This is a genomic window from Clostridium sp. Marseille-Q2269 (assembly GCF_943736985.1).
Classification (GTDB): Bacteria; Bacillota; Clostridia; order Clostridiales; family Clostridiaceae; genus Clostridium_F.
Genome location: NZ_CALSFS010000010.1, coordinates 18,944 through 33,109, shown reverse-complemented (window position 1 = coordinate 33,109; position 14,166 = coordinate 18,944). Strand labels below are relative to the sequence as shown.

Genomic DNA, 14,166 nt, shown 5'->3' with positions numbered 1-14,166 from the left:
TATTTACTTTATTAATTATGACAAATTACTGGAGTTCCTGCTTCTATATTTTCGAATATAGTTTGTGCTAAAGCAGGAGGGCAATTTACACATCCATGAGATCCACTGTTTTTATATATACTTCCACCAAATTCTGTTCTCCAATTAGCATCATGCATACCAATACCACCATTGAAAGGCATCCAGAACTTAACTGGAGTAGCGTAGTCTTCACCTTTTAAAGTTGCATTTCTTTCTTTATAATCTATTTTATAAACTCCTTCAGGAGTTGCATGATTTAAGCTTACATTACCAGTAACAACATTTCCATCTACAACAACATTTCCATTTTTATAAACCCATAAGTGTTGTTGTGTTAAGTCAATCTCAACATAGGAATTTCCTATGTCATCATCACCGGTAAAAGGTGTAGTCTGAGCGTAACTAGGTTTCTTGTTTATAGTTTTTCCTTCTTGTATAGCTTGCACTAGATTTTCAGTTTCTTTAGATCTATCAATAGCCCAACCATAGCTTCCGCCACTTACTTTTATATGATTACCTGATGGAGTTACAAGATTTCTTGTTTTACCAACAGTGTTATATGTGTAGGCTAAGTTGTCTATGTATGAGCGTACTTTATCCTTGTCTACAACAGCATTGAAATTTTCATCTGTTTTAATTAGATCTTTTATTTTAGGAGCATTTACGACTTCTTTATTTCCTCTAATGTCATAAGTTATTACTGCTTGTAAATACTTGTCCATAGTTTTCTTAGCTTTAATAACTTCATTAGATTTTGATGTGTGTTTAGGGTTATCATAACAATTATCTTTATCTAAATTTAGAATATTTTTATTTTTTAATATTGCGCTTTTTATTTCTCTATATAGAACATCTTCCTTAACCTTATTTCCCATAACCTCAGGTATAATTTCATAACCTTTTTCTGTATATTTTAAACTTGAATCTTTAGGATTAACTATCTTATTTTTATTAAAGAAAATCATTTTATCAGTAATTTCTTTTAATTTATCTTCAGCATAAGAAATTGTTCTAGGTATCTGATATTCTTTTTTCTTAAAAATACCCTTAAATATATTAAAAGGGTTCTCATTATCCTTTAAATTTTTTATGGCATCATTACGATTATATTTTAGGTTAAAATCCTTAGCTGAAATTTGTTCTTTAGATCCATCCCTTCCTTCTAATTGGAGTGTATAAGTATTCACTTCTTGTTCTATTTCTTTATTCACTTCTTCTACGGTTTTGCCGGAAGCTTTAATACCATTGATAGTTGTTCTAAAATAGAAATGATTGTTAAAATATAATACCATACATACATAGATTATTAGTAGGCCTACTAAACTTATAATGCTATATCTAGTATGTTTTTTCTTTACCTTAGTTCTTTTTTTACTCATTGGAAATATGCCTCCTAAATTTTAGTTCCATTATAATAAATATATATTTATTATAACATTTTAGATGCCTTTTTCAATTGGTTTATATATTCTTATGAAATAATTAATAATTAAGTTTGACTAAAATATATAAATGCAATTTTTCCAACTGAAAGCAAGAAAAAAAGAGATATTTTTACAAAACAGCTGTATAAAATAAGAAATTTAAGAGGGTAAAAATGGCATAATACTTGGAATAGACAGGTAATAATTAATTTAAATATACCTTAGATTTATTAGTAAAATTTAATGGTAATTTAATTGTTTTATTTTAAGGTATATAAGAAATAATACGATTATATAATATAGTAAAATTTACAATAATTATATGATGGGAGAGTATTTATGTTTTTAAAGGAAACAGAGTTAATTAGACAGGCTAAAAAATCAAAACATCTATATAATATAATCATTTCATATTTATTAGTATTTTTATTTATGATTATAGGAGAAATAGTAGGAGGTATTATATTTATTATAATAAAGACAACATTTAAAGTTTCTAATAATACCCCAATTAATTTTTCAATTAATTTAATAACAGGTTTTTTATTTTCAGCTTTAATTACATTTGCTTGGGTAAAAACATTTGAAAATCGCAGTGTTGAGAGTATGGGATTCTGTAGAGAAAAATTTATAAGAAAATATATTTTGGGTTTTGTCTTAGGAATTATACTATTTTCACTTGTAGTAATATTACTTACAGTTACAAGTCATATAAATTTAGTAAGTGGTCTCAATTTAGCTAATATAGGAGCACTTATTATAGTTTTACCAGGTTGGATAATTCAGAGTGCAACGGAAGAAATATTGGTAAGAGGTTGGCTTATGAATGTTTTAGGAGCAAAATATAACATTACCATAGGATTAATATTTTCTTCATTATTATTTTCTCTGTTACATTTTTTTAATCCTAATGTAAGTTTAGTTGCAGCTTTAAATTTATTTATAACAGGAATACTTTTTGGATTATATGTTATAAAAACGAAAAATATATGGGGAGCCTGTGGATTGCACGCTGCTTGGAACTTTTTTCAAGGTAATATATTTGGTTTTGAGGTAAGTGGTTTAAAAACAGGAGTTGGAAGTTTAATGAATTTAGAGTTAGTAGGATCAGAGCTGTTTACAGGAGGTGCATTTGGTCCGGAAGCGGGTATTGCATGTACTATAGTTTTATGTATAGCAATAATAATATTACTATATAAAATTAAGAATTCCTATAACAAAAGTTATTTTTAATAGGAATTTAAAAATAAGTAAGAATACTTAATATTAAAATCTTTAGGTGTACATAGTAGCACCTAAAGATTTTAATTTGTTAGGGTTAAATAATAAGTTTAAAATTGTATAACGTATGTTAAATTTTAAAGGGTTTATATAATATATTAATGACTAAAATATTATTGTGAGTTGTTGTTAGATATTTAACTATATAATCTTTTGCTTTATCACATTATAAAGTAAAATTGTTATAAAAATATCAAATAATGCTGAAAAACAAAGGAAAATAAAAGATATTGACAAATTATAAAAAGAAGTATAATATTTTAATTAACAAAAACGAACACGCAAAACGAAATGAAAAGAACAAATAAATTTATGAATAGAATTATTTAAATTAATAATTATTTATATTAAAAAATAAGAGGTGATAACATGCTTCCTGTAGAGAGAGAAAATTATATAATTGAAAAGCTAAATCAATTAGGAAGTGTAAAAGTTGAAGATGCTGCTAATGAACTAAATGTAAGTTTAATGACTATAAGAAGAGATTTTGATAGATTACAAGAAAAAGGAATTTTATATAGAAGTTATGGTGGAGCTGTAAAGCGATCTATTTATTTATCAGAACAAGCTTATGATTTAAAAAAAATAAGCAATATATCTATAAAAGAAAAAATAGCAGAAAAAGCACTAAGTATAGTAAAAGAAGGGGACAGTATATTTTTAGATGCAGGTACTACAACCTTTGAGCTATCTAAAAGACTTAGTGAGATAAAAAATATAACTGTCATAACAAATGACCTTAAGATAGCTTTAGAACTATATCAAAACAATATTAAAACTTATGTAGTAGGAGGAAGAGTACAAGAAGAAACAGGCTGCATAATAGGACCTACTGCAGATGAATTTATATCTAATATAAAGGTTAATCTAGCTTTCTTAGGAACCTCTGGTATAGACTCAGATTTTAAACTATCTACTCCTACTTTTGAAAAGGCAAGTTTAAAGAAACGTATAGTAAAATCTGCATCTTATTCTGTTCTTCTAACAGACAGCAGTAAGTTTAATAATGAATCTTTTGTAAATATATTTTCTATAGAATTATTAAATTGCATTATTACAGATAAAAAATTTAATAAAGATGAAAGCAAATATTTAGAATCATTAAATGTAACAGTAGTTAACGTAGAATAAATATAAGTAATTAAACTACCATTAGTAATTAAGTAATTCAAGGAGGATATTAAATGTTAAATTATGTTATCATAGCTGATGATTTGACTGGAGCTAATGCAACTGGCGTTTTAATTAAAAAATTAAATTTAAAGACTGTAACACTTATGAATTCATTAAAAAAAGATGATTTGGGAAAAGCATATGATACAGTTCTTTATTCAACCGATAGTAGAGGAGTAGAAAAAGAAGATGCCTATGAAAGAGTGCTTCAAGCAACAGAATTTTTCTTTAGTTCAGATGTAAAAGTTTACGGCAAAAGAATAGATAGCACTTTAAGAGGGAACATTGGAGCAGAAATAGACGGAATGTTAGATTCTCTTCCTAGGGATACTATAGCTGCCATAGTACCATCTTTTCCAGATGCTAATAGACAAGCTGTAGGAGGGTATCTTTTAGTAAATGGTAAATCTTTAGAAGATACTGATGCAGCAAAGGATGGTAAGAAACCTATAAATTCTTCGGTAATTGAAAAGTTGGTGAAAGAGCAAAGTAAATATGAAGTTGCATCTATATATCTTGAAGATGTGAAAAAGGGATATAAAAATTTACAGGATAAAATAATGGATATCTACAATAAGAGTAAAAAATTAATAATATTTGATGCTGTAGATAATAAGGATTTAGAGATTATATCAAAAGCATTAATAAATACAAATATTAAATTTACATGTGTAGATCCAGGCCCGTTTACTGCAGAAACAATAAAACAGTATGTTGCTTTAGATAAGGAAAATAAAAAAGAAGTGAATTATAAAGATAACAATAAAAATAAAAACAATAAAGTGCTTATGTCAATAGGAAGTATAACTGACACTACTAGAGCACAGTTAGAGAGAATTTTAAAAGATAGAAATATATTTAAAATAGATATAAATTCTAGAAAACTATTAAGTGATTTAAATACAAAGCATGAAGAAATAGACAGGATAGCAAATAAGGTTATAGCAAATCAAGATTCATATGATATATTTTGTATAGTATTGGATTCATTATATGAAGAAGTAAGAATTAATCTAGATGAGGAAGCAAAAAAACAAAATACTACTAAGGAATTTTTATCTCAAATAATGAATACTGCAGTAGCTGAAATGAGTTACAAGATAATGCAAGAAATAAAATCTATAAAAGGCATATTTAGCAGTGGTGGAGATATAAGTGTTAGTATTTGCAGAAAATTTAATTCAGCAGGACTAGAACTTTTAGATGAAGTTATACCTTTAGCCGCTTATGGCAAGTTTATAGAAGGAGAATTCCCAGATATGAGAATAGTAAGTAAAGGGGGAATGGTAGGACAAGAAGACGCAATGGAACTATGCATAGATTATTTACTTAAAAATATTAATTGTGACTAAGGAGGACTAAATATGATTAATAATAAATCAATAATAGGAGTACCAATAGGAGATCCAGCTGGTATAGGACCAGAGATAGTAGTAAAATCATTAAATGAAAAAGAAGTTTATGAAAAATGTAATCCTATACTAATAGGTGATGCAAAAGTAATTAAACAAGCTATGGAATTCTGTGGTATGAATTTAAATATAAATTTAATTGAAAAAGCAGAAGATGGTAAGTTTACTTTAGGAACTATAGATTTGGTAGATTTAAATAATATAGATATAAATGAATTAGAAATAGGTAAAGTTCAAGGTATAGCAGGAAAGGCAGCTTTTGAATATATAAAAAAATCTGTAGAAATGGCTAAAGAAGGAGAAATAGATGCTATAGCCACTACACCAATAAACAAAGAATCATTAAAAAAAGGAAACATAAATTATATTGGACATACTGAAATTTTAGCAGACTTAACAGATACAGAAGATCCTCTTACTATGTTTGAAGTTAGAGGAATGAGAGTATTCTTTTTAACAAGACATGTTTCTTTAAGAAAAGCATGTGATTTAGTAACTAAAGAAAGAGTATTAGATTATATAATAAGATGCTCTGAAGCTTTAGAAAAGCTAGGAGTAAAGGGTGGTAAAATGGCTGTAGCAGGACTTAATCCTCACAGTGGAGAGCATGGATTATTTGGAGATGAAGAGATGAAAGAGGTAGTTCCAGCTATAGAAGAAGCTCAAAAAATGGGTTATAAAGTAGAAGGCCCTATAGGAGCAGATTCAGTGTTTCATTTAGCCCTTAAAGGAAGATATAATTCAGTATTATCTTTATACCATGATCAAGGACATATAGCAACAAAGACATTAGATTTTGAAAGAACTATTGCTGTAACAAATGGGATGCCAATACTTAGAACTTCTGTAGATCACGGAACAGCATTAGATATAGCAGGAACTGGAATAGCTAGTGCTGTAAGTATGGTAGAAGCTATAATCTTAGCTGCTAAATATTCACCTAAATTTAAAAAATAAACTTTATCAATATGTAAATAAGAGTTTTTTATAATAAGGTGGTTCTAAGCTTCAGCTTGAGTTTTGCTAATAAAGATAATAGTTTTTACTCGAGCTGAGTTTAGAATAACTTATTTTAAACAACTTAAATTAAATACATAAAATTTTACTAGTTTTATATTACAAATGAATACCTTTACAAAAAACATAAGGGGGAAAAATAATGGGAAACACAGTAGCAGGAAATCAAATGATATTAGGACTTATAGTTGGAATTAGCATACTTGTATTTTTAATACTAAAAACAAAAATTCATACATTTCTCGCACTAATTATTGCAGCAGCTACTACTGGACTTGTAGGAGGAATGCCCGCTAATAAAATTATCGATTCTATATCTAAAGGTTTTGGAGGAACTTTAGGAAGCATTGGTATAATCATAGGTTTTGGAGTAATGATGGGTCAGATTTTTGAAGTATCTGGAGCAGCAGAAAGAATGGCCAGAACTTTTATAAAATTTTTAGGAAAGAAAAGGGAAGAATTAGCATTAGCAATAACAGGATTCATAGTATCTATACCTATATTTTGTGATTCAGGATTTATAATTTTAGCGCCACTTGCAAAAGCTATTTCTAGAAAAACAAAAAAATCAGTTGTATCTTTAGGTGTATCCTTGGGATTAGGTCTTGTAATTACTCATAGTTTAGTGCCACCAACACCTGGACCAGTTGGTGTTGCAGGTATATTTGGAGTAAGCGTAGGTAGTTTTCTTTTATGGGGAATAATCTTAGCTATACCTATGGCACTAGTTGGTATGGGGTATGCAAAATATATAGGCAAAAAGATATATCAAATACCAGGAGAAGAAGAAGATCAATGGATTAGAGGAGAATATGAAGAGCCAGTATATAATTTTGAAGATGAAGAAGAGAACAAGAAATTACCATCTACTTTTATGGCTTTTGCACCAATAATGACACCTATAATATTAATACTTTTAAATACTATACTAGATGTTTTAGTTAAACAAAAAACAATAGGCCCTAGTGGATTTGTTACTATGGTTCAATTTTTAGGATCTCCTATAATTGCAGTAGGACTCGGTCTAGTAATAGCTATATATGGATTAGCAGGTAAGTTAAATAAAGAGACAGTTATAAATGAAATGGAAAAAGGAATAAAATCTGCTGGTATAATAATATTAGTAACTGGTGGTGGCGGTGCTTTAGGTATGGTACTTCGTGATAGTGGTACAGGGGATTATATAGCAAAATTAATCGCAGGTTCTCATATGCCAGTTGTATTAATACCTTTTATCATAGCATCTTTAGTAAGACTTATCCAAGGAAGTGGAACTGTTGCCATGATAACTGCAGCTTCTATAACAGCGCCAATTGTTGCAGCATCAAATGTTAATCCAATATTAGCAGCTCTTGGAGCTTGTATGGGATCACTTTTATTCTCATATTTTAATGATAGCTATTTCTGGGTAGTTAATCGTTCTCTTGGAATAAAAGATGCAAAAGAGCAAATAAGAGTTTGGTCAGTTACTACTACTATAGCTTGGGCAGTAGGATTGGTAGAACTTATTGTACTAAGTTTAATATTATAAAATAAAATTTAGATGAGTTCAGCTGGAGTTTTTACTTCAGCTGAATTTTATTTTAATAAGATTAAAGCAAATTTTTTGATATAACAAATTTAGGTATTATTCCTTTACATAATAAGTACTAATACAATAATTGTATAAATTAGTAAAAAACCAATTATAGTACAAAGGTACCATAATGCTATGCCTCTGCGGGCTTAAATAACAGGCTGTTTTACTATATAATGGTCTTATAGTATTTAAATGAAAATTTTATGAGAGAGGGATAAATATGAAAAACTTCACATTAAGAGATGCAGTGGAGGAGGACGCCCCCATTATCACTGGTCTTATATATGATACTGAGGATCTTCCAGAGCATATTTGGGGCCAGGGCACTAAAGAAGAAATTTTAAATAGAATTAAGTTATTAGTATTAAGTACTGAATCAAGATATTCTTATTTAAATATAAAGGTAGCAGAATTCAATGATAAAATCTGTGGAGCTATAATTCTTTTAGATAGTGAAGAAATAGCACAGCTAGATACTAAAACTAGTTTAAACTTGCTTTTTATGATTAAAGGGATTAATAGCAAGATAAAATTTATAAAGGATTTTATTAAGGGAATGAGTTTAGAAGAGGGAGGAAAAAGAGAACTTTATATAGCAAACTTAGCTACAATTAAAGAAGTTAGAGGTCTTGGAATTGGGAAAGAGTTAATGAAATTAGCAGAAAAAATTGCCCAAAAAGAAGGGTATAAGGGATGTTCGCTATTGGCTAAGGATAAAAACGTAAGAAAGTTCTATGAAAAATTAGATTATAAATTTGAAAAAAAAGAAAAATATTGTTCACAATATTTATATAGAATGGTTAAAATGGTTTAAATTAAAAATAAACTATACTATAATTAACGGCAAAGAATCTTCTATCTGCTTTAGAAGATTCTTTATTTTTTATAAATATATAAAGTAAGGAATAATAATAACTAAATAAAAATCATTATTGACTATTAAAAAATCTATGAAATAATAAAATTATAATTAATTCCAAATAATAACTGAAGCACAAGAATATATTATTATAGAAAAATAGTTACCTTTATTTAATAACCAAATATAATATGGAGCTGGAGGAATTGGAAATGAAAAAAGATTTTTATGAAGCTATAGAACAAAGGCGTACATTTTATGGAATCAGTAAAGAACAAGTAGTGTCAGATGATAGAATTAAGGAAATTATTGAACATGCAGTAAAACATACACCATCTGCATTTAATTCTCAGAGTACAAGAGTTGTACTATTATTAGGAAATGAACATGATAAACTATGGAATATTACAAAGGAATCTTTAAGAAAGATAGTACCAGAAGATAGATTTCAAAGCACTGAGAAAAAGATAGATTCTTTTGGTAATGGGTACGGAACAATATTGTATTTTGAAGATATGAATATAATAGAAGATCTTCAAAAACAATTCCCATCATATAAAGATAATTTCCCAATATGGTCTCAACAAACTAGTGGTATGCATCAGTTAGTTATATGGACATCATTAGAAATAGAAGGATTTGGGGTTTCAGTGCAACATTACAATGAACTAATAGAAGAAGATGTAAAAAAACAATGGAGTATACCAGAGAAGTGGAAGTTTATAGCTCAAATGCCTTTTGGTAAGCCAATAACAAATCCAGATGCAAAAGAATATAAGCCATTAGAAGAGCGTATTAGAATAATTAAATAATTAAAATAATGTATATTTAAGCTCTCACATTGTGGGAGCTTAAATATATTAGCATTTTAAATAGTTTTAAAATAATTATAATTTCTAATCAAATTCTAATCTTTTATTAAAGTCTCTCTAATTATGGCTATATATAATAAAGCCATAAAGTAAATATATGAATTAAGAAAGTAGTATTAGGTATAGTTTCTTAAAAATATATAATAAAAAATGGAGGGATTTTTAAATGAATGTGTCTTTAGAACAAATAGACTTATTAAGAAAAAGAGCAAATATAAGTTATGAACAAGCAAAAGAGGTATTAGAAAAATTTGATGGAGATGTTATAGAAGCTTTAGTATATCTTGAAAAGAATAAAAAGACCAATGAGGATTTTGGCTGTGAAAGTAAATTTTTTGATAAGATTAAGGTGTTAATTAGAAAAGGTAATAAAACTAAGGTTGTAGTTAGAAAAAAAGAGGATACTGTATTAAAAGCACCAGTTAATGTTATTATATTGTGTACTGTTCTAGCGTTCCCAGTGGCAATAGTTGCTACTATACTAGCTTTAATTACAAAGCATAGTATCAGAATAGAAAAAAATTCAGGAGAAGACTCAAAGATTAATGATATTTTAAATAAGGTGTCAACAAAGGTTAATAATATAGTTGATGATTTATCAGAAGAAAAAGAAGTGAGTAATTAAATAAATTTTAAATAAACTATGATTTAAATTTAATAATTATCCTATGAAAGTAAAAATGGCTGTCTGAAAAAATATATTTATTATATTAGAATTAAATATATTTTCTCACAGTCTTTTTTATTGTATATATTTATACAAGTTGGAGAATATTTTGTATAATAAAAATATGTTAGGTAGAAATAAATACTTAAGGTTATTAGTTAAGGTATAATTTATATAAATAGTTTTTTAGATAAGTGGAATAATTTTTGGAGGAATGAACATGGATAGGGAAAATAAGAAAAAAATTCTTATAATAGAGGATGAAGTTAAAATTTCACGGTTTATTCAGTTAGAACTAGAATATGAGGGATATGAAACATGCAAGGTATATGACGGTAGAGAGGGATTAGATAAAGCCTTAAATGAAAAGTTTGATCTAATATTATTAGATGTAATGCTTCCTAAATTAAATGGTATGGAAGTTTGTAGAAGAATACGTCAAACATCAGATATGCCAATAATAATGTTAACAGCTAAGGAGGAAACCACAGATATTGTAATGGGGCTAGACACTGGTGCTGATGATTATATTACAAAACCTTTTGCCATAGAAGAACTTTTGGCTAGGATAAGAGTGGCATTAAAAAGAAAAGAATTACAAGTAAAACATTCTAATATTATTTCTATAAAAGCACTAGAATTAGATTTAGATAAGCACATTGTATGCTACAATAAACAAGTTATAGAACTTACAAAAACAGAGTTTGATTTATTAAAACTCTTTATGGAAAATAAAAATATTGCTTTAACTAGAGAACAGATATTAGATAAAGTATGGGGGTTTGACTATTTAGGGGACACTAATGTGGTTGATGTTTATGTAAGATATTTAAGAACAAAAATTGATAATAGGTATAGTGAAAGATTCATATATACTATTAGAGGAGTGGGATATCTTTTAAAAGATGAATAAAAAATTGAACTTTATAAAGAATATTATATATTTTTTAAAATGTATTTATATGATTATAAAAAACATAATAACGTTAATTTTTAAAACTATTAAACCTTTATTAAGTAAATTTAAAATAAGATTAAGGTTTTCTATTACTTTTAAGTTGAATTTTATATATACAACTATAATATCAATATTGTTATTTTTATTTACATCTATAGTTTTATTTGGATTTAACTCTTTCTTAATGAAACAAGTTAAGGGCAACATAAATATGTATGCAGAAATAGTGTCAGATAATATAAAAAGCATTTCAGAAATTCCAGAGAAATTGATAGATAGTGTGGCGGAAAAAGGAGATACATTTATAAGTGTTTTTGAAAAGGATAAAAGCATTGTTTATTCAACCAATAAAAATATTAAGAAATATTATGGAGACTTTAAAATAGATAAACCATACATTATAAAAGGAAATGATAATTTAGAAAGAATGGTCATAAATAAAAGTTTTGAACTAAAGGATAAGATATACTATATACAAGTTATAAAAGCTTTAAAAAATGAAAATGAATATTTTTACTTGGCAATGATTATTTTAGGAATTTTAAATATTATTGTTATAAGTATAATTATAAAATCTGGTTCTGACATAGGCAAAAAAGTGGTAGATCCTATAAATGAAATGAATTACACAATAAAAAAAATAAATGTGCAAAATTTAGATACTCGTATTAACGTAAAGGGTTCTCATGATGAGTTAAGAGAACTTGCACAAACGGTTAATAATATGTTTGACAGGATTGAACAGTCTTATGAAAATCAAAATCGTTTTGTATCAGATGCTTCCCATGAACTTAGAACACCTATTGCAGTTATACAAGGATATGCTAATATGCTGTATAGATGGGGAAAAGATGATAAAGAAGTATTAGAAGAAGCGGTTGCTGCTATTAAAGGTGAATCAGAAAATATGAAAGAATTAGTTGAAAAATTATTATTTTTAGCAAGAGTTGATAAGAAAAGCCAGAAGATCCATAAAGAAGAGTTTTATATAAATACATTATTAGATGAGATTGTACGGGAAACTAAATTAATAGATTCACATCATAATATTATTAATAAAAGCAATAAAAATATTTTAGTTTTTGCAGATTACAAATTGTTAAAGCAAGCTTTAAGAATATTTGTAGATAATAGTTTAAAGTTTACACCGAAAGATGGTAAAATATATATTGAGTGGTATATAAATGGGAATCAAGTTGTTATTACAGTTGAAGATACAGGATTAGGGATTCCAAAAGATGATATACCTTATATCTTTGATAGATTTTATAGAGTTGATAAATCTAGAACAAAGGATAAAGGGGGAAGTGGATTAGGTCTTTCTATAGCAAAGTGGATTATAAAAGAGCATAAAGGGACCATACAGGTTAAAAGTAGGGTTAATGTAGGAACAAAAATAAGTATAAGTATAGAAAATAAAATTTAAAAAGTATTTTAAATGAATAAAGAAGGATTTAACTAAAATGTATAATAATTATTGAACTATAAATAAAAGGGGTTAAAACCCGTATTTTGTCCATATAACATCTATAATATATCATTAAAGTTGTAATATAAAGAAGGAATAACTAAATTTATGTAGAATTATGTAAAATGAACCAAAAAAATATCAGTAAATTTTATTAACATATGGAGGATATTTTATTAAAAAATATATAAATAATTGAATACTGCATATGTATGTCATAAATACCCTAATATACGGAGGAGATAGCATGATTTCGGTAAATGAACTAGAGAGTCTAAAGGTATTGGCTAATATACAGACAAATACAATTCCTGAGGGCGTCATATTTGGAATAATGGAAGGAGATACAATAGTATGGACTAAATCTTCTGATTCACTTAATATTAAACTTCTTAGTGTAGGAAATAAATTGAGTAGTGATAGCACTACTCTTGTTGCCATGCGTGAAAGAAAAATATTATCTCAAGACATTGATCGAGCACATTATGGTGTAAGATTGACTATTACCTCAATTCCAATTGTGGATGATGAAAAAAATGTAGTTGGAGCCTTTGCTATGGCAGTTCCAAAATTACATCCTATTGCTAAATCCTTTAGAAGCTTTGCACCAATTTTGTCAGAAATGTTCCAAGAAGGAGGATTTCTGTTAACAACAGATTTGGATAAAATTATAAATATACAATCTTCAAAAATTTCATGTTCCAAGTTTAAAAGTTGGAAATAAACTTAATGAAGATTTTATAGCAAGTAGAGCAATGAGGCTGAAGAAACCACAATTAGAACAAGTAAAAACTTTAGAATATGGGGTCCCTGTAATTTTATCAGCTCATCCATTATTTGATGAAGAAGACTCAAGTAAAGTTGTAGGTTCCTTTTGTATAATTATGCCACAAGAAGTTGCAGATAAATTACGTGCAATGTCAAATAATCTTGAAGATAATCTTTCAGAAATTTCTGCAACTATTCAACAATTGGCAGCATCAGCATCACAAATACATATAAATGAACAGAATCTAAATGAGGAGATAAGTAAAATAATAGCTGTATCAGAAGAAATTAATGAGATATCTTCTTTTATAAAAGAAATAGCAGATGAAACAAAGATGCTTGGATTAAACGCCGCTATTGAAGCTGCAAGAGCTGGGGAAGCTGGCAAAGGATTTGGTGTAGTTGCACAAGAAATAAGAAGACTATCAGAACAATCTAAAAGTACAGTACCCAAAATTCAACAACTAACAGATAATATTAAGATAAAGGTAGAAGATGTAAGCAAGAAAAGCCAAAATTCTTTGGTATCAAGCCAAGAGCAAGCTGCTGCTTCAGAAGAAATTACAGCAGGTATAGAAGAAATAACTTCTATGTCTGAGGAATTAAATTCTATTGCACAAAGATTGTAGCATTAAGCTAATATATAATATTTAAGTAATAATAGCAT

General features: G+C 27.6%; 11 protein-coding genes and 1 pseudogene. 11 read left to right on the top strand and 1 reads right to left on the bottom strand.

What is annotated here, in order from left to right; all coding sequences use genetic code 11:
* Positions 1–11: 11 nt before the first annotated feature.
* Complete coding sequence (locus NGI68_RS11820) at positions 12–1,400, bottom strand: L,D-transpeptidase family protein (RefSeq protein WP_251861684.1); 1,389 nt, start codon at positions 1,398–1,400, stop codon at positions 12–14.
* A gap of 384 nt (positions 1,401–1,784) precedes the next feature.
* Between NGI68_RS11820 and NGI68_RS11815 the strand changes: the two genes are divergently transcribed.
* From NGI68_RS11815 to NGI68_RS11765, 11 genes and pseudogenes are all read left to right on the top strand, one after another.
* Positions 1,785–2,678, top strand: a complete 894-nt coding sequence (locus NGI68_RS11815; RefSeq protein ID WP_251861683.1) for a CPBP family intramembrane glutamic endopeptidase — start codon at positions 1,785–1,787, stop codon at positions 2,676–2,678.
* Positions 2,679–3,095: 417 nt separating this feature from the next.
* Positions 3,096–3,857, top strand: a complete 762-nt coding sequence (locus NGI68_RS11810) for a DeoR/GlpR family DNA-binding transcription regulator (RefSeq protein ID WP_251861682.1) — start codon at positions 3,096–3,098, stop codon at positions 3,855–3,857.
* A gap of 53 nt (positions 3,858–3,910) precedes the next feature.
* Positions 3,911–5,251 carry a four-carbon acid sugar kinase family protein gene (locus NGI68_RS11805; protein ID WP_251861681.1) on the top strand — a complete coding sequence of 447 codons (1,341 nt, stop codon included), beginning with the start codon at positions 3,911–3,913 and terminating at the stop codon, positions 5,249–5,251.
* A gap of 12 nt (positions 5,252–5,263) precedes the next feature.
* On the top strand, positions 5,264–6,268 hold the full coding sequence (gene pdxA / locus NGI68_RS11800) for a 4-hydroxythreonine-4-phosphate dehydrogenase PdxA (RefSeq protein WP_251861680.1): 1,005 nt from the start codon (positions 5,264–5,266) through the stop codon (positions 6,266–6,268).
* A gap of 202 nt (positions 6,269–6,470) precedes the next feature.
* Positions 6,471–7,859: a GntP family permease gene (locus tag NGI68_RS11795; RefSeq protein WP_251861679.1), complete on the top strand. Its 1,389-nt coding sequence runs from the start codon at positions 6,471–6,473 to the stop codon at positions 7,857–7,859.
* A 268-nt stretch (positions 7,860–8,127) separates the two neighbouring features.
* Complete coding sequence (locus NGI68_RS11790; protein WP_251861678.1) at positions 8,128–8,721, top strand: GNAT family N-acetyltransferase; 594 nt, start codon at positions 8,128–8,130, stop codon at positions 8,719–8,721.
* 257 nt (positions 8,722–8,978) lie between these two features.
* Entirely contained in the window at positions 8,979–9,578 is a 600-nt protein-coding gene (locus NGI68_RS11785; protein WP_251861677.1) for a nitroreductase family protein, read from the top strand.
* Positions 9,579–9,804: 226 nt separating this feature from the next.
* On the top strand, positions 9,805–10,263 hold the full coding sequence (locus tag NGI68_RS11780) for a DUF4342 domain-containing protein (RefSeq protein WP_251861676.1): 459 nt from the start codon (positions 9,805–9,807) through the stop codon (positions 10,261–10,263).
* Positions 10,264–10,525: 262 nt separating this feature from the next.
* Entirely contained in the window at positions 10,526–11,218 is a 693-nt protein-coding gene (locus NGI68_RS11775) for a response regulator transcription factor (protein ID WP_251861675.1), read from the top strand.
* 229 nt (positions 11,219–11,447) lie between these two features.
* Positions 11,448–12,689, top strand: a complete 1,242-nt coding sequence (locus NGI68_RS11770; protein ID WP_251861674.1) for a sensor histidine kinase — start codon at positions 11,448–11,450, stop codon at positions 12,687–12,689.
* 289 nt (positions 12,690–12,978) lie between these two features.
* A pseudogene (locus NGI68_RS11765) lies at positions 12,979–14,128 on the top strand (methyl-accepting chemotaxis protein).
* Positions 14,129–14,166: the final 38 nt, after the last annotated feature.

What these genes read in the sequence shown, in the direction of transcription:
- NGI68_RS11820 (WP_251861684.1), bottom strand. Translation starts at nt 1,400, where the DNA reads ATGAGTAAAAAAAGAACTAAGGTAAAGAAAAAACATACTAGATATAGC.
- NGI68_RS11815 (WP_251861683.1), top strand. Translation starts at nt 1,785, where the DNA reads ATGTTTTTAAAGGAAACAGAGTTAATTAGACAGGCTAAAAAATCAAAA.
- NGI68_RS11810 (WP_251861682.1), top strand. Translation starts at nt 3,096, where the DNA reads ATGCTTCCTGTAGAGAGAGAAAATTATATAATTGAAAAGCTAAATCAA.
- NGI68_RS11805 (WP_251861681.1), top strand. Translation starts at nt 3,911, where the DNA reads ATGTTAAATTATGTTATCATAGCTGATGATTTGACTGGAGCTAATGCA.
- pdxA (WP_251861680.1), top strand. Translation starts at nt 5,264, where the DNA reads ATGATTAATAATAAATCAATAATAGGAGTACCAATAGGAGATCCAGCT.
- NGI68_RS11795 (WP_251861679.1), top strand. Translation starts at nt 6,471, where the DNA reads ATGGGAAACACAGTAGCAGGAAATCAAATGATATTAGGACTTATAGTT.
- NGI68_RS11790 (WP_251861678.1), top strand. Translation starts at nt 8,128, where the DNA reads ATGAAAAACTTCACATTAAGAGATGCAGTGGAGGAGGACGCCCCCATT.
- NGI68_RS11785 (WP_251861677.1), top strand. Translation starts at nt 8,979, where the DNA reads ATGAAAAAAGATTTTTATGAAGCTATAGAACAAAGGCGTACATTTTAT.
- NGI68_RS11780 (WP_251861676.1), top strand. Translation starts at nt 9,805, where the DNA reads ATGAATGTGTCTTTAGAACAAATAGACTTATTAAGAAAAAGAGCAAAT.
- NGI68_RS11775 (WP_251861675.1), top strand. Translation starts at nt 10,526, where the DNA reads ATGGATAGGGAAAATAAGAAAAAAATTCTTATAATAGAGGATGAAGTT.
- NGI68_RS11770 (WP_251861674.1), top strand. Translation starts at nt 11,448, where the DNA reads ATGAAACAAGTTAAGGGCAACATAAATATGTATGCAGAAATAGTGTCA.